General features: G+C 55.5%; 14 protein-coding genes. 7 read left to right on the forward strand and 7 right to left on the reverse strand.

Annotated features, from left to right (window positions below):
- Position 1: 1 nt before the first annotated feature.
- From KIS77_08770 to KIS77_08780, 3 genes are all read right to left on the reverse strand, one after another.
- Complete coding sequence (locus KIS77_08770) at positions 2-1,525, reverse strand: sodium:solute symporter (protein ID MCW5922423.1); 1,524 nt, start codon at positions 1,523-1,525, stop codon at positions 2-4.
- A 112-nt stretch (positions 1,526-1,637) separates the two neighbouring features.
- Positions 1,638-2,390 carry a response regulator transcription factor gene (locus tag KIS77_08775; GenBank protein MCW5922424.1) on the reverse strand — a complete coding sequence of 251 codons (753 nt, stop codon included), beginning with the start codon at positions 2,388-2,390 and terminating at the stop codon, positions 1,638-1,640.
- A gap of 128 nt (positions 2,391-2,518) precedes the next feature.
- Complete coding sequence (locus KIS77_08780; GenBank protein ID MCW5922425.1) at positions 2,519-3,532, reverse strand: response regulator; 1,014 nt, start codon at positions 3,530-3,532, stop codon at positions 2,519-2,521.
- 255 nt (positions 3,533-3,787) lie between these two features.
- Between KIS77_08780 and KIS77_08785 the strand changes: the two genes are divergently transcribed.
- Both KIS77_08785 and KIS77_08790 read left to right on the forward strand, forming a co-directional pair.
- Positions 3,788-4,189 carry an energy transducer TonB gene (locus KIS77_08785; GenBank protein MCW5922426.1) on the forward strand — a complete coding sequence of 134 codons (402 nt, stop codon included), beginning with the start codon at positions 3,788-3,790 and terminating at the stop codon, positions 4,187-4,189.
- A 75-nt stretch (positions 4,190-4,264) separates the two neighbouring features.
- The gene (locus KIS77_08790; GenBank protein ID MCW5922427.1) at positions 4,265-4,696 is read left to right on the forward strand and encodes a hypothetical protein; all 432 of its coding nucleotides are present in this window, start codon (positions 4,265-4,267) and stop codon (positions 4,694-4,696) included.
- A 65-nt stretch (positions 4,697-4,761) separates the two neighbouring features.
- Here the strand turns inward: KIS77_08790 and KIS77_08795 are convergent, their stop codons facing one another.
- Both KIS77_08795 and KIS77_08800 read right to left on the reverse strand, forming a co-directional pair.
- Positions 4,762-5,391: a ribonuclease H family protein gene (locus tag KIS77_08795; protein MCW5922428.1), complete on the reverse strand. Its 630-nt coding sequence runs from the start codon at positions 5,389-5,391 to the stop codon at positions 4,762-4,764.
- A gap of 259 nt (positions 5,392-5,650) precedes the next feature.
- Positions 5,651-6,835, reverse strand: a complete 1,185-nt coding sequence (locus tag KIS77_08800) for a PorT family protein (GenBank protein MCW5922429.1) — start codon at positions 6,833-6,835, stop codon at positions 5,651-5,653.
- A 237-nt stretch (positions 6,836-7,072) separates the two neighbouring features.
- On the opposite strand from KIS77_08800, the gene KIS77_08805 reads away from it, so the two are divergent.
- Genes KIS77_08805 through KIS77_08815 form a run of 3 tightly spaced genes read left to right on the forward strand, consistent with a single transcriptional unit; the run spans position 7,073 to position 9,601 of the window.
- Positions 7,073-7,648, forward strand: coding sequence for an RNA polymerase sigma factor (locus KIS77_08805; protein MCW5922430.1), 576 nt, complete (start codon positions 7,073-7,075; stop codon positions 7,646-7,648).
- A 38-nt stretch (positions 7,649-7,686) separates the two neighbouring features.
- Positions 7,687-8,481, forward strand: coding sequence for a hypothetical protein (locus KIS77_08810; protein ID MCW5922431.1), 795 nt, complete (start codon positions 7,687-7,689; stop codon positions 8,479-8,481).
- Positions 8,462-9,601: a DUF4097 family beta strand repeat protein gene (locus KIS77_08815; GenBank protein MCW5922432.1), complete on the forward strand. Its 1,140-nt coding sequence runs from the start codon at positions 8,462-8,464 to the stop codon at positions 9,599-9,601. The genes KIS77_08810 and KIS77_08815 overlap by 20 nt, the downstream gene beginning before the upstream one ends.
- A 4-nt stretch (positions 9,602-9,605) precedes the next feature.
- Here KIS77_08815 and KIS77_08820 read toward each other — a convergent pair whose 3' ends face one another.
- Positions 9,606-11,582: a carboxypeptidase regulatory-like domain-containing protein gene (locus KIS77_08820; GenBank protein ID MCW5922433.1), complete on the reverse strand. Its 1,977-nt coding sequence runs from the start codon at positions 11,580-11,582 to the stop codon at positions 9,606-9,608.
- Positions 11,583-11,936: 354 nt separating this feature from the next.
- On the reverse strand, positions 11,937-12,881 hold the full coding sequence (locus KIS77_08825; protein MCW5922434.1) for a GNAT family N-acetyltransferase: 945 nt from the start codon (positions 12,879-12,881) through the stop codon (positions 11,937-11,939).
- 261 nt (positions 12,882-13,142) lie between these two features.
- Between KIS77_08825 and KIS77_08830 the strand changes: the two genes are divergently transcribed.
- Positions 13,143-13,796 carry a response regulator transcription factor gene (locus KIS77_08830; protein MCW5922435.1) on the forward strand — a complete coding sequence of 218 codons (654 nt, stop codon included), beginning with the start codon at positions 13,143-13,145 and terminating at the stop codon, positions 13,794-13,796.
- Positions 13,797-14,337: 541 nt separating this feature from the next.
- A complete protein-coding gene (locus KIS77_08835; protein MCW5922436.1) occupies positions 14,338-17,229 on the forward strand; it encodes a hypothetical protein in 2,892 nt (963 codons plus the stop codon).
- Positions 17,230-17,487: the final 258 nt, after the last annotated feature.

Genomic DNA, 17,487 nt, shown 5'->3' on the forward strand with positions numbered 1-17,487 from the left:
ACTAATCATTTTCACGGTAAGAAATCACCCACAGGCCGAAGAAGGTGATAAGTCCGTTGATGAGAATGGTAAGGAAGCCCACGTCGAGCCATCGTTTGCACGACACCTCCACCACCCAAGTGAGCACGGGGGCCAGCACGCATATCAGTATCACCCAACGGTCGCGGATTTTCAGATTGGTGAACAGGCCAAACATGAACAACCCAAGCAGCGGCCCGTAGGTGTAGCCTGCTATTTTGAAAATCAGGTTGATGACCGCGTCGCTGCTCCAAGCATTGAGCGCCAATATGATGATGATGAACAGGATGGAAAAACCAAGATGCACCAATGTGCGCTGACGACGTTGGCGCTGCACCGCTTTTTGATAGGCCAAATGTTCGGATTCGTCGGCGTATTCGTGGGGCGGCGTTGGCGCGTTTTGTTCAAAATTCAAAAAGTCGACGCAGAAGCTAGTGGTGAGGGCTGTGAGTGCCGAATCCGAGCTGGCATAAGTGCTGGCGATGAGGCCGAGAATAAAGAAAATGCCTGCCCCCAAACCCAAGTGGTCGAAAGCGATTTTGGGGTATAGGTGGTCGGTTCGGGGCGGCACCTCCAGCCCCAGTGTGCTGGTGTAGAGGTAGAGCAGGGCACCGAGCGTGAGGAAGAGAAAATTGATGATGAGCAGGTAAATGCAGAAGACAAACATATTCTTCTGCGCTTCGCGGATGTTTTTGCAGGCCAAGTTTTTTTGCATCAGGTCTTGGTCAAGACCCGTCATGGCCACAGCGATAAGTGCCCCGCTCAGGAATTGTTTGACAAAATGGTTGGGGTCGGAAAGGAAATTGTCGAAGAAGAAAACCTGTCCGTATTTGCTGCTCATCACCGCCGGGATGATGTCGCCAAATCGAAAATCCAACGCTTTGCCGACCGTGATGACCGTGAACACCAAGGCGGCCAGAAAAAAAGTGGTCATGATGGTGTCCGTCCAGATGATGGTCTTCAACCCGCCCTTGAACGTGTATCCATAAATCAAGGCCAGCATCAGGGTCACTGTCAGGACGAAAGGAACGCCCAGCGGCGCAAACACGAACATCTGCAACACGCTGGCTGCCAAAAACATACGCGCCGCAGAGCCTAAGGTGCGCGACAACAGAAAAAATGCCGAACCTGTCTTGTGCGACCAAAATCCGAATCGCTGACCGAGGTAACCGTAGATGGAGGTGAGTTGCAGGCGATAATAAAGCGGCATCAGCACGGTGGCGATGAAAAGGTAGCCCGCCAAGTAGCCCAACACGACCTGCATGTAAGAGAAAGCCATGTTAAGCCCGGAGCCACCCACCTTGCCGGGAATGGATATGAACGTGACCCCGCTGATGCTCGTGCCTATCATCGCATAAGCCACCACATACCACGGCACTTTCCGATTGGCAAGAAAAAAGCCCTCGTTGCCCACATTGCGTCCCGTCAGCCAAGCCACCCCTATCAGCATGGCGAAGTAGAGGAAAAGCACGAACAATACGAGTGCAGGCGTGAGATGTTCGGTCATGTCGTTGCGGCTTAGAATGCCGGAATGGGCGATTCGGGAAGCGCGGCAAAAGTAGTTTTTTTTGGCAAACCAAGATGGTGGGCAAAAATGTGCATGGGGGTTTGCCTCTGCTTCACTGATTCAGCCACGACTTAAAATCTCTCGCGGTCTCGGTGCTGACAATCACTTCTCGCGGGGCTTGGGGCTTCAAATCCACTTTGACGCGGCTTTTGGAAAGCACCGTGATTTTGTCAATCGCGTCGAAGTGGGCGATGTAGCTGCGGTTGAGCCGAAAAAAATGCGTCGGGTCGAGCAAGTCTTCGAGGTCGGCCAATTTGTACTCCACGATGAAGCGAGCGCCATCCTTTTTCACCAGATAAACGTAGCGGTCTTCGCCCTCAAAATAGGCAACATCATCGGCTTTCACGCTGAGGATTTTCTCGCGGCGCGACACCAAAAAACGCTGTTGGTAAGAACGCTGGGGCTGCTGGAGCGCCTGCAACAACTGATGCACGTCGAAAGCGGGTTGGGGCTGACGAGTGGCGCGGTACTTTTCGAGGCTTTGAGCAAGTTCCTCTTTGTCAATGGGTTTGAGCAAGTAATCGAGGCTGTTCACCTTGAAGGCCCGCAATGCGTATTGGTCGTAGGCAGTGGTGAAAATGACGGGGGCCTTCACTTCCGTCTGCTCAAAAATTTTGAAGCTCAAATCGTCGGCAAGGTGAATATCGAGGAAAATCAGGTCGGTCTCGTTGGCTTGCAGCCACGCCACCGTGCCACGCACCGAATCGAGTTTGGCCTGAATCTCGATGTGAGGGTCAAGTTCGCGCAGCAGTTTTTCCAAGTTGTCTCGCGCGTGTTTTTCGTCTTCTACAATGATGACTCGCATAGCAGTTGGTTGGGCTGTTAACAGGAGATTGCGCAGTTGTGGGGTAGCCAAAAGTTGGATGTTGCTCATCGGACAGTGGTCTTAATAGTTCATCTCCATTGTCGTTTGTGAGGCGCTTCATCTCAACGCTAAGCCTCCTCGATGAGCGGCACCCGCACGACGTACGCTTGTTCGGTCTTTTCAAATTCGACGGGTTCGGGGGTGATGAGCTGATAGCGCGTTTTCAGGATTTGCAGGCCGAGGTGCGTGGATTCTGCCGGGGAGCCGCGCAGTTGGAGGTTGTTCGACACTTCCAGCTTGCCATCGGGGGTGAGGCCAACACGGATGCGCAACGGATGCTCCGCCGATGCCATGTTGTGTTTCACCGCATTTTCCAATAAAATTTGGAGGGTGAACGGGGGCAAGCAGTGTCGCCACGCGGCGGCAGGCACTTCGATTTCCACGTTCAAACTGTCGGCAAAACGCATTTTTTGCAAATAGACGTAGGAGTCGGCAAAGTCCAATTCTTGGCTCAACGACACCAATGGCTGCTCGCGCAACTCCAACAATTTGCGATAGACCTTCGAGAAGCGATGGGTGAACTCTACTGCCTTCGCGGGGTCTTGCGGGATGAGCGCCGCGAGGATGTTCATGCTGTTGAACAAAAAATGAGGGTTTATTTGGCTCTTGAGCAGCTCGAATTGGGAAAGTATGTTGGCCTTTTCTTGGCGCTCGGTGCGGAGCGACAGTTCCATGTTTTCCTCCACCAAACGGCGGTTGAGTTGTCGGAGGGTGTAAGCTTCCAAGGCTCGGTCGAGGATGTTTTTCAGCTCGTCGGTGTCCCAAGGCTTGGTCGCAAAATGATACACTTTGCCCTTGTTGATGGCATCTATCACCGCTTGGATGTCGCTGTAGCCCGTCAGGATGATGCGCACCACGTCGGGGTGTTCGTCGCGAATGCGCTCGAAGAGTTCCACGCCCGTCATGCGTGGCATCCGTTGGTCGCTTACGATGAGGTCAACCGGCTGTTTTTTGAGCAATTCCAAAGCTTCCTCGCCGCTTTGGGCGGTCAGCACGGTGTAGTATTTTCTGAAAAAACTCCTGAAAACCAAAAGGTTGTCCTCTTCGTCGTCCACACATAATATGATGTGATGGGTTTCCATGCCCGAAAGGTAGTGAAGAGGGGAGCGCTCAAATCATTTGAAGTGACAAATAGTTGTGGATTCGATTGTGCCAACCATCCACCATCCGTCACCAATTGCGGCAAATGCGCCTTGACGCCCCTTGCCACATTGCCTTCACCCGCCTTTTTTCCCATTTCACTGCGCCGACTGGCTCGCTCGCTTCAGTTCGTTGGCACGTCGAGCACGGTCGAGGGTAAGTTTGTGTCATCACAAATGAGAAATCAACCTACTGTCATGAGAACGCTTGTCTTGTTTTTCGCCATATCCCTCCTCAACCAACTCAATGCCCAAAAGCGCCACTATGAAGGCCCGGAAGTGCGGGATGCTCAATTCGCCGACACTTTTGCTCTGCTTTCCCAGTATTTCAGCCAACACTTGCGCTACCCGGAAGCCGCCGCCATGCGCCACATCGAAGGGGTAGTAGTGGTCACTTTCACCGTGAACGCCGACGGAACGATTGGCCAAGCCAAAGTCCGTCATGGTCTGGGACACGGCTGCGACGAAGAGGCCCTCCGACTTGTGCAAGCCATGCCGCCGTGGCAGCCAGCCACCCTTGACGGCAAACCCGTGGCTTGTGGGAAAACGGTACGCATCGAGTTCAGAGCAGGTAAAAAAAGCCTCGCCAGAAGCCTGTAAATCAGCATCTGTTGATAATCGTGAAAAACGCTACGACTAACCTTCCAAAAATTTTAAAATCAAAAATCGAACGTCATGAAAAATACTCTTGCAGTCATCACCGTCGCTTTCGCACTTATTTTTTCCATACAAGGAACTCAAGCCCAAATCAAAAACGTGTGGGTGGGCGGCAAGCCCGGTCGCCCCATTGACTGGAACGTGGCCGCCAACTGGTCGCTCCAACGGGTTCCCAACGAGTTTCACGATGTAGTAATCCCCAACACCTCCACCACCACGGCTTCTTACCCGGTGATTGATGAAGAGGTGAAAATACACACGCTGCGCGTAGAGAGTGGTGCCAAGCTGTTCATACTGCCAACAGGCAAACTGAACCTTCAAGCAACAGGCATGAACGCGAAGGAAGTGCTGGCCAACAGAGGCGCCATAGAAAATCAAAGCCACAACCTGATTGGGCTGCACCCTTCCACACTGCTCGGAGAAACAAGCAGCTTCGTTGCTGACAAATAAAAAGGGATGAAAGGGAGTCTAAGGCTATGCCAACCGACCGACGCAACAGCGTCAGGTCGGTTTTTTTATTTTCGGCCAAAATCAGCGGGAATTTCCCCCCACGACTCGGTCTCCCACTTCAGGATTGGGTTGGTGATATTGTTGGCAGCCAGCCAGCGTTCGGCCCGCTCGATGAGTTCGAAGAGCGTATCGTTGCGCCCGGTGCGCTCCAGCTTGGTGTTGCACTTGCCTTTTTTCACCCAGCCTTGCGCGATTTTGGAGTCCGAATAAATCGGCATTGAGGGTTTGCCTTGTTGTTTCAGCATAGCAAGCGCATGCACGAGGGCGAGGAACTCACCTACATTGTTGGTGCCATCCTCCAAAGGGCCTACATGAAAAAGCCGCTTTCCGTCGGCAGTGTAAACCCCCTGATACTCCATGTCGCCGGGGTTGCCACTGCAAGCCGCATCCACAGCCACGCTCTCCTTGACAATGGCCGAACGCGGCACCTTCTCAGCACTTGGCGGCTTGCTATCCGATTTTTTGACGTAGGCCCAATAGCTTTCTTTCAATGCTTTTTCGGCCGCGGCTCGGCTCTCAAAACTCTTGTATTTGGCTTGGGCATAGCCTTCCACTTGCCGCTTGGCCGCTTCCCAAGTGGTGTAAATGCCGGGCGTGTGGCCTTCCCAGACGACGTAGAATTTTTGCTTGGGCATAAGAGAAGTTGTTGAGAGGTTGAGGTGTTGAGGCATCGAGATGGGGAGAGTGCTCGGAAAAGTGTGTCAAATCATACCGGATGTTTTCTTTTTACGCAATACACGCCGCGCTTAAAGGAATGTAAGTTATTGAAAACCAAAACCCTGTGCCCTTCGTGCCTCTATGTTTTCTTATCGTCTCCATTAAGATGACACAGTTTTCTGAACACTCTCCCCATCCATCATCTCCTCCTCGATGCCTCAACAAATCCCCAAAAACTCAAAGTTGCAACAAATTGACGCTGTAATAAACAGCCACGCCCATAAGCGAAACCCGTCCATTGGTTTGCTGAGTGCCTTTGGTGGTGCGCACATAGAGATTGTCGAGGTCCGACAGGCCGAGATTGGCACGAATGCCGATTTTGCCCCCGATGTCTTTTTTGCCGAAATTAAGCTTGTATTGCAAACCCGCGAGCACGCCGAGGTCGTTTTTCTTGAAATCGTTGTTCGACTCGAACAGCTGATTTTCACCCTGCGGCTCCACCACCCCGTTGAGCCGGCTGGTGAGCAGGATACCATAGTAAGGCCCGACCAACAGAGACAAACGCCCGTCGCGCTTGAAGGTGATTTCGGGAGCGACGGCGAGCGTGAGCCATAGGGTACTGTAAGTGCCGTCGCGCCGATAGACAATCAGCGAATCGTCGAAAATGTCGAAGGCCGAGTTTGCGGAAGAATATCTGCCAGCCAAGCCTATCTCGCAGTTGATGGACACAAATCCGCCGCGTCCGTTGAAGACAGCTTGAGTGCCCAATTCCCAGCCCGGCCGCCAGCCAAACTTCGGCTCGGTAGCGCCTGACAAGGGTATCAAAGTGCCCGAACCGCGCAAGGTATTGGCGTTGATGCCGCCCCGCACCCGAAATTCAACGGAGCCGGGCGTGAATTCGCGCTCAAACACATATTCTTGTGTCACCGTTCGGTTGTTGCGCTTGCCTTCGGTGAAGACTTGCAGCTCACGGTTGCCAAGCAACAAGTAGCGGATTTTCTGGGGGTCGTCGTGTGCGGGATTTTCAAACAAATAGCCATCGTAGTCAGCTTGCGTAAGTTTGAAAACGATGGGGCGATTTTGATTTTGGCCGCGCACGTTGACGATGTAACTGATGGTCGTGTCGCGCCGTTCGATGCGCATGGTTTCGAGCAGCACCGTGTCGCCGTTTTCAGGTTTGATGCGCATGCCGCGACCGACAAACGTGCTGTCGTCCTCAATTTGCCAATACTCGAGTCGGTCGCCCCTGTCGGTAGGCATAAACCAGGTGCCGTCCAGCGCGCGCAACTCGCGCATGATGCCTTTGAGGTCGTCAACTTGGGAAAAAACCGAGAAAGGGGCGAAGAAAAAAGTCGAAAACAGGCCTACTATCAACCATTTGACAGTAGGCAAAGCGGGGAGTAGTCGTGAGCGTATTAGCATGGGTCGAAATTTTGAGGCAAAAAAACGAGGAAGTTTTGTCTTTGTGGGCATTAAATCCTCACGGAGGATTATGAAGCATTCGCCAAATGGAACACTATACTTCGCGTCGTCAAATTTTGGGCATGGCTACAACCGCAATCTGTTCAAAATCAAGAAGAGCGAGCACGTCAATCTGACAAATCCTAACGAATCAAGGTATAAATTCCTAAGCCTCCGTGCAACCCTCCCGGCAAAAAGATGTCACTACAATCAAATAGCGAAATGGACGCCACACAAACGCACCGCGACCTGATAGAACGCTGCAAAGAAGGACGCCGTGATGCCCAGTTCGAGTTGTATCGCTTGTATTCAAAAGCCATGTACAACACCGCACTGCGCATGGTGCAAAACGCTCACGATGCCGAAGACCTACTGCAAAGTATTTTTGTGGAAGTCTTTAGCAAACTGGACACCTTCCGACACGAAAGCAGCGTAGGCGCTTGGATAAAGCGCATCACGGTCAACAAATGCATCAACTTCCTTAAAAGCCGCCGCTTAGCCCTGACGGAGCTGACGCAGCACAATGACCGCGCCGACGAACAAGCGCCAGAACCCGAGCCGCCCTACTCCGTGGAGCGCATCAACCAGGCCATCAGCGATTTGCCCGACGGTTATCGCGTCGTGTTCAGCCTCTACGCCCTTGAGGGCTACGACCATGAGGAAATCGCCCAAGTGCTTGGCATCACGGAAGCGACTTCCAAATCGCAGTATAGCCGCGCAAAAGCCAAATTGCGCGAAACATTGACAGCAACAACCCCTAGGGTGCGCTCCTGAGACCAAATTATTCGCCAAGCCAAAAACCTTCATAAAAAATGAACAGACCAGATTCGATAGAACACTTCATCCATTCGCGCCGCCCCGACTTTGACGCGGCCACGCCAGAGCAGCACGTTTGGACAAAAGTGGAACAAAGTCTCGCTCGCCTCCAAGAGGCCGATGCTTTGGAAACGGCTCTGCTCCTCAACCGTGCAGCATTCGACACCGCCGAGCCTGACAAACGGGTGTGGACAAGCCTTGAGTCTTATCTGAACGAAACCGAAAACCAAGCGCCCGACCCGCTCGAATACTTTATCCGCGAAAACCGCGACACATTCGACCAAGCAGTGCCAGACCTGAGCGTGTGGGCCAATATCGAAAAACAAACGCCAGGCAAGGCACGCATCATCCGTGTCGGTTGGCATCGCTCCCTGCTTCGCGCAGCAGCAGCTTTAGCGTTGTTGGTGACAGGGCTGAGCTTGGGCGTGTGGTATGCGCGTTCGAGCGAGCCGCCCGTCATGGCCATGAGCCAAGTCTCAAACGAATACGCCGAGTTAGAGCAGTATTTTCAACGCGACATTGAAGGCAAACAGCGTCAATTAGCCAAATTTGCAGGCAGCCAGTCCGCCGAAGTAGAACAAGACTTGGAACAATTGGACAACATCATGGCCGAATTGCAGCTCGAACTCGCCACCGTGCCGGAGGGCAACCGCGAGCAAGTGGTGCGGGCAATGATTGAAAACTATCGGGCCAAAGCGGCCATCCTCGAGCGCGTGCTCGAACGGCTGGAAAAATCCACCAAAACGAAAACTTTAAACAGCGATTCAAACAATGAAGTCAAGAATATCTGATACCGTCACCATGCCCACCCTGCGCATCCTGTTCGCGCTGTCCTTCTGGGTGGCTGGCACCTGCGTGGCGCAAGCCAATGAAAAACCCACGCTCGAATTCACGCGCACCATCAACCGCGAGTTCAACACCACCACCGACGGCATGACCGCCCTTTACAACAAGTACGGCAAGGTCAATGTGAAAACGTGGCAAAACAACACCGTCAAAATTGACATCACCATCGTCGTGAACGCAGGAAGCCAACGCGATGCCGACAAAATTTTCGACCGCATCAAAGTCAACTTTGCCAATGCCTCAGGCTATGTGAAAGCCGAGACCATGCTGGAGCAAAAAAGCGGAATCAACTGGACAAACGACTGCAACGACTTCAAAATCAACTACGAAGTCTATATGCCCATTGGCAACCAACTCGACCTCAAAAACCGTTACGGCAACTCTTACGTCGCCACGCTCAATGGCAAGCTCATCGCCGAAATCAAGTATGGCGACCTTCGCACCGAAGCCGTGAACAACGATGCTGACCTCAATCTCGGCTACGGCAAAGGCTACATCGCTCGCGTCAACAACTTGTATGGCCAGATTAGCTACAGCCAAATAACCATCACCGAAGCCCGCGAGGTGCAACTCGACACCAAATACTCCGAACTGAAAGGCGACCGCGTCAGCACCCTCCGCCTTACCTCCAAATACGATGATTTCAATCTGGGAGAAGTGGACGAACTGCGCTTGCAGACAAAATACGCCAACCTGCGCGTGCGCAGCGCCCGGGCCGCATACCTCACCGCGCAATACACCGACATCCGCTTCACCAACGTGGGCGAAACCGCTGATGCCGACCTGAGCTACGGAAGCCTCAAAATCGAAAATATCGGCAAAAACGTCTCGAACATCAACGTGGTGGGCAAATACACCGACGTACAACTCTTCACCGAACGCGGCACCTCCTATCGCTTCGACTTGGAAGGACGCTACACCGACATCAAAACACCCGCAGGCGCCAACATCCGCCACCACAGCAAATCGGGCAACCTTGAAAAAATGGAAGGCTCCTACGGCGATGCCAACGCCAAAGGACTCGTCAAGGCAAAACTCAACTACGGCGGGCTGGTGATGAAGTAATGCCTCACACCCGCACCACCATCAACTTCCCCGTTTGCGCCCGGCCATCTTTCATAATGCGGATAGTATAGTATCCCGCTGACAAATCACTGACGACGACCGTGTTGCGACCAACACGCAGCTGCTCCAACTTCCGAACGGATTTCCCCTCGGAGTTGAAAATCGTGACCGACTGCACCTCAAAAGGCAGCTCGAGGGTGAATTGAGTGCTGACGGGATTGGGATAATAAAAGGCTTGCCACCACTGCCCTTGCTGCTGCCCATTGTCGGCAAAAAGAATCTCCGATTTGCCTTCACAGGTCTTGATAGTGGTGTACTCGGCGATGAGACGCACAAGCAGTTCGTTGAATGGCTCCACCTTGTATTCTTCGGAAGTAGGCTCCAAGTGTTTGCCGCCAATGCCCGAATGGTCGGTCAGAAAAACATAAGTGCCGTTGGTGGCAAGACCGAAAAATTTCATCAAAAACTCCGTGTCTTTTTGGCTCCCGCTAGCCACCACCGGCACAACGCGGATGCCAAGCCTCGCCGCCTCGCGGATGCTTTTTTGGAGGCTCTCCTTCACTTCGGGCAACTGGTGGGGACTGGCATCCAGCACCAAAAAACATATCCGGGCAATAGCATCGGCACTCCATTTTTGAGCGAAAACCACCTCTTCGAGCGCACTATGCACCGCCTCCGGGTAGTCGCCCCCGCCGTCGGCGCTTTGCTTTTTGATAAACTCCACCGTCTTGGAAATATCGGAAGCGAGGGCGCTGCTCTTGGTGATGTACTCGTCGCCTTTGTCGCGATAAAACACCGTACCCATGCGGAAGACAAGGCCGGGGTTCCGATTTTTCGCCCGCTCAATCACATCCAGCAACTCCGTTTTCAAATACTCAATTTCATCGCCCATGCTCCCCGTCGCGTCCACCGCCCACACGATGTCCACGTTTTTCGGAGCACGGCACTCGGCTTTTATCTTGAAAAAATTGATGCCCTCGCTGGCAGTTTTGAGCTGCGCGAACTCGTGTTTCTCGCCCTGCACCCACGCCTCCATGACGAGGTTGAGCATTTCTTTTTTGTCAAACAAACCAGCCCACAACTCGGCCTTGCCCGTGTTGTCGGTGCGGCTCTCCCAAATGGTTGCCCCACGCGAATCTTTCAGAACAACGGCAGCATCGGCTATCGGAAAATCCTGCTCATTGAGCAACAACGCGGTGTAGCGATGTTTGGGGTAAAAGCCGTACATCGCCTGATATGGCTCTATTTCCCCGTCGGCGAGCAAATCCAGCCAATGGCGGTTCCAATTGTGCAGGTCGTTCCATTCGCCAGCCGTGAGCAAGCCAGCTCGAGGCGTAGGTTGAGTGAAGCGGCCAGGAAGCGGCACATCGGGCGCATCGCCCGCCGCTTCCACCATCTCCTCGTAGGTCTCTGGCGAAAAAACGACACGCATCCTTTTCATCGCCCCATCTATCTCTACCACGCCTTCATCGGCAGCGGCGGGTGGCGGCTCGGCAGCGGCAGGTTTTGATTCGGCAGCAAGCTTGGGAGTGGAACCGATTTTTCGTTTGGAGACAGTTGCATCCCGGCTACCGCGCATACTTAAAGGCTCCGCGCCAGCGCCCGCTCCGTAACCCCTCGCCAACGTGCTGAAATCTCGAACAAGCGTCTCCCCCAATGTGGTGCCCATTTCAAGATGCACACTGAGCTGGGTTTCCTTATTCGCCAACACCTGCACGTCCACGATGCGCAGGGAGACAAAGCTATCTTTGGAAAACACCACATCGTAAGTGCCAGGGGCTAATGCGAGGCGATATTCGCCTTCAGCGCGGGTGGTCGTTTCCGCGACCAACACCCGATTTTTTAAAATTTTGACAGCGACATCCCGGAGCGCCCCCCCCGATTCGTCGGAGACTTTTCCAGTCAAAACAGTTGTTTCGGCAGGGGAAAAAAGCGCGGCAAGCATCAACCAAAAGGTCGTCAGGAAGAGTGTGATTTTCATAACAGAGGCAGTTGCGTTCTTTTTTGTGAAACGATTCGCTCTTGATGCCCTCCCAATGAGCCATTGCACAAAACAACCCAAGAAAAATCGTAAAAACTTAGCGAGCCCCCCTCTCCCCGCCAAAAGGCGGGAGGGGGTGGGGCGCAGGGCAAACGCATCAAAATACAACCGACCTCGGAGAGGTCAAATGTCTATCGCAGCAAACAGGTTACCAACATTCGACCCCTCCGGGGTCGTACACACCGCGAAAATGGGGCGTTTCTACCAACATTTGACCTCTCCGAGGTTTGTGCCATTTTGATGCGTTTGCCCTGGGGGTGGGGCGGATACGAGCGGCTAAGTTTTTGCGGAAAATCATCTGAACAGCAATTTCCCAACCTTCCACGCTGCCGACCACTCCTTTTGCACCCTGAAATAAGGCCGCTGCGCGGCCCCGAACTGCCGTCGCACCCGTTCGATGGCATATATCATGCTCCCGGCAAAATCGAATTCGGGCAATCGCAGCGATTCGCCAGCGTATCGAATGGCCTCCCAAGTCAACAGGATGCCCGCACCGGATGAGCGGTGAGCAGGGTCGTCGCCCGCCATGAGCAGCCACGCGGTCCGTTCGTCCCAGGCCAGATAGGCCACCGAGTGCGCCTCCCCCGTCCGAAGGTCGCGCGCAAAAAAAATGGCGCGCCGCTCCCGGGCGGCAAGTGCCTCATCGAGGCGGGCCAACAGAGTGAGGGGAACAGGAGAGCCCAAGCCTTGCCGCTGGTAACTCAATTGTTGCACCGCGAAAAAATCGGTCAGCGTGCCCTCCGTCGTCACCGCCGTTTGTTCGCGAGCCTTTGGTATTTTTTGATTCCGGTAGTCGGGTGCCAGATTTTTCCAAGCCGCATCCAAGTCGTTGATTTCCAAAAAATAAGAATAGCGGGTAGTTTGTCGGAAACCCCGCCAGTAAAGAGGAAGCCAGTTTTGGGCCGTGTAGTTGAAATCCTGCTCAAATGCCGCCAGCCGCCCAACGGGAAATTGCTCAAGCAAATCACCAAGTATAGACATTTCCTTGCGCGGGGAACGCCATTCGGGAAGCAAGTAAGGCCCCATCATGCGAGCAAGCGGGGGCATGGCCACATAACGCCAATGCCATTTCTTTTTCAAAAAATAAGGCCATGCCGCCACGACTTGCCCCGCTTTTTCCACCAACGCCACCTCCCACTGCCCTCCTTGACAAACAGCGTCCAGATACCACGGCTGCATGAACAGCGGCAGGTCAGGGGCCTTGTCGCAAAAACGGGTATAAGCATCGCGCGAGCTCATGCGCAAAGGTGCTAAAATTCAAGTCAGGTCCAATTGCCCCATTGCGACATTACCATATTCCCAAATCGGCACGACCTGTCCCACTATTCGCGTGATTATCAAATTCCATTTATTTTTGTAAAAACTTAACGCGTCAGCCCCACCCCCTCCACACCGGGAGGGGGTGGGGCTGACATGAGCGGCTAAGTTCTTACTTATTTTTTAGTGAAAAATCGTGACTTCCTTACTTTCACCGCCACAACCTAACCACCCTACCGCACTATGCCCACTCCCCTTCGCATTGCCCTTGCCGACGACCATGAATTGCTGCTAGAAAGCCTGAGCGCCATGTTCGCCAACACCGACGACGAAGTCGAAGTCATCTGGAGCGCCCGCAACGGCGACGAGGTGCTGGAAAAAACCCGCGTCCAATGTCCCGATGTGCTGCTGCTCGATTACCAATTCAAGGAAAAAAACCTTGACGGCGGCACCATTAGTCATTTGTTGATGCAAGAATTTCCCGACCTCGGCATTCTGATTCTGAGCGTCAGCCATGAAATCACCACCATCCGCGACTGTCTCGCCAAAGGTGCCAAAGGCTACGCCACCAAGGAAATCGGGAAAAACGAGTTGCTGCGCGGCCTTCGAGCCGTGGCCGATGGAGAGTATTTTCTTGACCAAACCTCGCTCAAAGTCGTCATTCATGGCAGCGTCATCCCCGGCCCCAAACCACCACGCGGACTGCTCACCCCCCGTGAGCTCGAGGTAGCCCGACCATACGCCAAAGGAAAAGCCACCAAGGAAATGGCCTCCATGCTCTTCATCAGCGACGACACTGTGGAAAGCCACATCAAGAGCATTCGCTCAAAAACTGGCTGCGAAAACCGATACTGCGTGGAGGAATGGCTAAAAAAACACGGGCTTTGGGAGGGTTAGGCAAGCCTTTTCCACATACAGCATTCTGATTGCAGGCGCCCTCCCACTAAAAATCGCACATTCCCGTATGTTAAATCTCCCCACCCCCTTGCCCATGTCGCCGCCCCTCCCTACATTAGCCCTCGCCAAGACGTTGGCGCGCCTAATCCCCTCCCATCACGTTGCCCGGCACGACGGGCGGCACGCTTTAATCTCACCCTGTGACCGCTGGGTGTGCGTCCTCGCAAACCGACGTTTTTGCGCGACGCCACCGAGAGGCGGCCTTTTTGCCCGGCAGTTTTTTTAATCCTCACCGATGCCCCGCCCGGCGGGGTGCGCCGCGTGCTCGAGTGCGCGGCGCACCCCACGGCGCTCGCCGCGACACGACGCGGCGGCGAGGGGCATGCCAATCATCCCTTGAGCATCATGCAAACCGTTATTCATTCATTTTTCAAAAACCTTTTACCATGCTTGACAAAATTATCTTCCGAAAAAAACGGGGTGGCAAAACATTGAATCGCCCGGCACCCCATCTCAATCCCTTGCCCCTTTCGGCACGCTCATGGAAAACCCCGTCTCAAGAGCCGTGACAGGCGGCGCCAGCCAGTCTCGCCGCTTGTCTTTCCCGGCCGCCCGCTATGCGGGTGGGTGGCTTGACCTGCTGCGCACAGTCTTTTTCCTTGTGTCGCTCCTGTTGGTTGCGAAAGAAGAGGTCAGGGGGCAAGGCACGGCGACTTGCGTCGTGCCGCCGAGTTGCAGCAACATAGGGATTTTCGTGGAGCCAATATCCGCCCCCGCCTGCGGGGAAAGCGAGTGCAATCGCTTCTTCTTCCAGGTCGGGCTGCTGACCAACAGCCTCTCGGTGCCGGGCAACCCAGCCTCGTTCGACTTGTGCTACGATGAGTTGATTGTATCCCTGCGAGTGGCCACCATCCCCTCGGGCGGGCTGTCGTCGGTCAACCGGGTCGAGACGGCCAATTGCCTTCCCATAGCCTATCAAGGCGCCTTGGGCTTTGACCCCGACAACCAAGTGACCCTTGCCTTGTTCTGCGCCGCCTACGAACAAGGTATCTGCTCTTCCCCGACGATAACCTTTGTCAACAACGGCTTCAACCAATACCGGGCAAGCCTTTTTGTCCTGGCTGTGGACGGCGTGCCGGGCGAGGATTTGGAGTTCTTGACCGTGCTTTCCGCCTACGACCATGACTTGGCCAACATCCACTGCCAGAACCTGTCCCTGCAATCGGACGTGTTCGCGGTGCCAAGCCCCAACGACCTCGAATCGGGGCTTTGCGTGTCGTTCGCGGATTTTGACCATGACGACGGGTTGCTGCCAGTGTTGGCAACCAACACCGGGATGGGTGCCGTCAATGTCGGGCACCTCTCGTTTTCCTTCGTGATAGAAACCGACAACATCATGGACCCGCCCAAAATGACAAATTTCGCGCACTCGCCCGCCGAGCAATCCATCGAGCCAATAGCGGGCACGGACAATTGGCGCGGTTATGTCAGGTTTGACGAGAGCTCGGGGATTGTGGTGCCCGGGCAAGACGAGTTGAGGTTGTTCGACATCGAAATCAAGGGGCCCGTCAACGAATCTCTTGAGGCAGGCGCCAACGTTTGCCTCGCGCAGGGCCAGATACGCATCGGCAGCGATTGCAAGACTGCCTGCCTGCCGCTCGATTGCGCCAAGGTCGTGTTCGACGGGGACGAGCCTTGCCCACCGGGCCAGTTCACGGTCATCGTCCGGGCGGCGCAAGAGAACAGCACCTGTAGCGAATTGGGCGTGAAAGCATCGCTCGCTTGGGCGAACCCGACCAACCCGCTCGACTTCGACCGCATCCGCGTCGCCCTTGAGTTCGACCTGCCCGCCGGCGTCGCCATTGCCGGCATAAGCGACAACGAGTTCGGGTGCCCGGCCAACCCGCAATGCCTGCCCGACGGGGGCTTCACCGATTGTTTCAAGATTGAGGGCAACAGGGTCACTTTCTGCTTCTTCCCCGTGACGGCGCAGCCCGTCGAGTTGGGCTCGTCGTTCACGGTCAATTTCGACGCGCCGATAAACTGCGTCAACGGCGTCACCGTGCGAGAATCCATGGTTGACGTGGCCACCGACCCGCCGGGAGGCGACGGGTGCGTGGCCGACGTGTATATCTTCGAGGACGATTTCCCGCTTTGCACCCCCATGCTGGCGGGCTGGGTGCGCAACGCCAACGGGGCGGACATAGACGACGCGGCCATCCGGGTGCAGCGTACCATGACGGACCCCAACTGCCCGCCGATCAGTATATGGCCCAACAACGCCCCGTGGTCCCTGTGCCCCTGCGACATGGCCACCTATAAGGTGACCCCACAGGTCAGGTTCACGGGCTTCGAGCATTGGGTGAACGGCGTGACCTCCTTCGACCTCGCGCTCATCTCCCGGCACATCCACAACATCATCCCCTTCACCTCCATTTACCAGTACGCGGCGGCGGACGCGACCAATAACGGTCAGGTTCAGAGCGACGACATTGACGAGATAAGAAAGCTGATTCTGGGCATCCACCTGACCTTGCCCGACAATGCCTCGTGGCGATATTTCGACGCGTACTCTACTGGTACGCTGCCTTCTATCCCCACCGGCCTATTTGGCCTACCCGACGAGAACTGGGTGGGCAACCCGTCGAACACGTCCGTGGACTTCGTGGCCGTGAAGGTGGGCGACGTGAACCACTCGCACGACGCCGACCTCGCCAAGGGCCAGCCCCTGGGGACGCTGACCCTGAGCGGCGAGACGGCCGGCGCGGCGGCGGCCGGCGCGTACCTGAGCCTGCCGCTGCGCTACGAGGGCGCGGTGCCGCTGGCCGCCATGCAGCTCGGGCTGCGCTTCGATGCCGAGCGGTGGGAGTTCGTGGGGGTGAGCGCCGGCGACCTGCCACAGGTGACGGAGGCCTGCTTCAACCTGTCGGATGCCGCCCGCGGCGAAATCAGGTTCGCGTGGTATGCCGGGCTGCCGGAGGAGCACGCCCGCGAGGGGCAGAGCGTCTTTTGGCTCACCCTGCGCGCCAGGCGCGCGGTCGGCGTCGGCGAGCGCGTGATTCAAGCGGGCGCGGACCTGATGCCGGCCATGGCCTTCAACGCCCGCGGCGGGCGCTACGGCCTGCGGCTGGGCGAGCCTGCCAAGCCCCGGCAGGACGCGCCCCCGACGACCCCGGCCCTCGCCGTCGCCTGCCCCCCCAACCCGACATCCGGGGCGTTCGCGCTCGACATCGCCGCGCCCGAGGGCGCCGACCGGGCCGTCGTGCTGGCGTTCGGCCCGTTTGGCAGGAGGCTGCTGCGGCGCGAGACGCCCCTGACGGGGCCGACCACCTCTTTCATCGTCCGGGAGGCCGCCGACTGGCCCGCCGGGGTGTATTTCTGGAAAGTGAGGGTGGGCGACGCCGAGGCCGAGGGCCGCGTGGTGAGGCAGTGAGTGCTCTTGGGCATATAGTGGCCGGGCGGCACAGCGTCGCCCGGCCGCCAGCCAATCCCTTTCAGGACACTCGCCCGACGAATCGAAATCGTCGGACGAATCAAAGGCGACATTGGGCATTTATTAGACTTGTTGCGGTGGAGGCCTTTGGCGAAGGGAAAGCCCTTTTTCCGACTGGCTTCGTTAAATTTTTCGCCGAATATGCCCAATTTCGACTGCAAAATTTGCCTCGCCAGTCGAAAAAATGACAACCCCCTT

The organism is Saprospiraceae bacterium (assembly GCA_026129545.1).
Lineage (GTDB): Bacteria > Bacteroidota > Bacteroidia > Chitinophagales > Saprospiraceae > M3007.

Excerpts from the sequence above, each read along its gene's own strand:
- KIS77_08820 (MCW5922433.1), bottom strand. The coding sequence starts at position 11,582 with ATGAAAATCACACTCTTCCTGACGACCTTTTGGTTGATGCTTGCCGCG.
- KIS77_08830 (MCW5922435.1), top strand. The coding sequence starts at position 13,143 with ATGCCCACTCCCCTTCGCATTGCCCTTGCCGACGACCATGAATTGCTG.
- KIS77_08785 (MCW5922426.1), top strand. The coding sequence starts at position 3,788 with ATGAGAACGCTTGTCTTGTTTTTCGCCATATCCCTCCTCAACCAACTC.
- KIS77_08805 (MCW5922430.1), top strand. The coding sequence starts at position 7,073 with ATGTCACTACAATCAAATAGCGAAATGGACGCCACACAAACGCACCGC.
- KIS77_08780 (MCW5922425.1), bottom strand. The coding sequence starts at position 3,532 with ATGGAAACCCATCACATCATATTATGTGTGGACGACGAAGAGGACAAC.
- KIS77_08815 (MCW5922432.1), top strand. The coding sequence starts at position 8,462 with ATGAAGTCAAGAATATCTGATACCGTCACCATGCCCACCCTGCGCATC.
- KIS77_08810 (MCW5922431.1), top strand. The coding sequence starts at position 7,687 with ATGAACAGACCAGATTCGATAGAACACTTCATCCATTCGCGCCGCCCC.
- KIS77_08825 (MCW5922434.1), bottom strand. The coding sequence starts at position 12,881 with ATGAGCTCGCGCGATGCTTATACCCGTTTTTGCGACAAGGCCCCTGAC.
- KIS77_08800 (MCW5922429.1), bottom strand. The coding sequence starts at position 6,835 with ATGCTAATACGCTCACGACTACTCCCCGCTTTGCCTACTGTCAAATGG.
- KIS77_08775 (MCW5922424.1), bottom strand. The coding sequence starts at position 2,390 with ATGCGAGTCATCATTGTAGAAGACGAAAAACACGCGCGAGACAACTTG.
- KIS77_08790 (MCW5922427.1), top strand. The coding sequence starts at position 4,265 with ATGAAAAATACTCTTGCAGTCATCACCGTCGCTTTCGCACTTATTTTT.
- KIS77_08835 (MCW5922436.1), top strand. The coding sequence starts at position 14,338 with ATGGAAAACCCCGTCTCAAGAGCCGTGACAGGCGGCGCCAGCCAGTCT.
- KIS77_08795 (MCW5922428.1), bottom strand. The coding sequence starts at position 5,391 with ATGCCCAAGCAAAAATTCTACGTCGTCTGGGAAGGCCACACGCCCGGC.
- KIS77_08770 (MCW5922423.1), bottom strand. The coding sequence starts at position 1,525 with ATGACCGAACATCTCACGCCTGCACTCGTATTGTTCGTGCTTTTCCTC.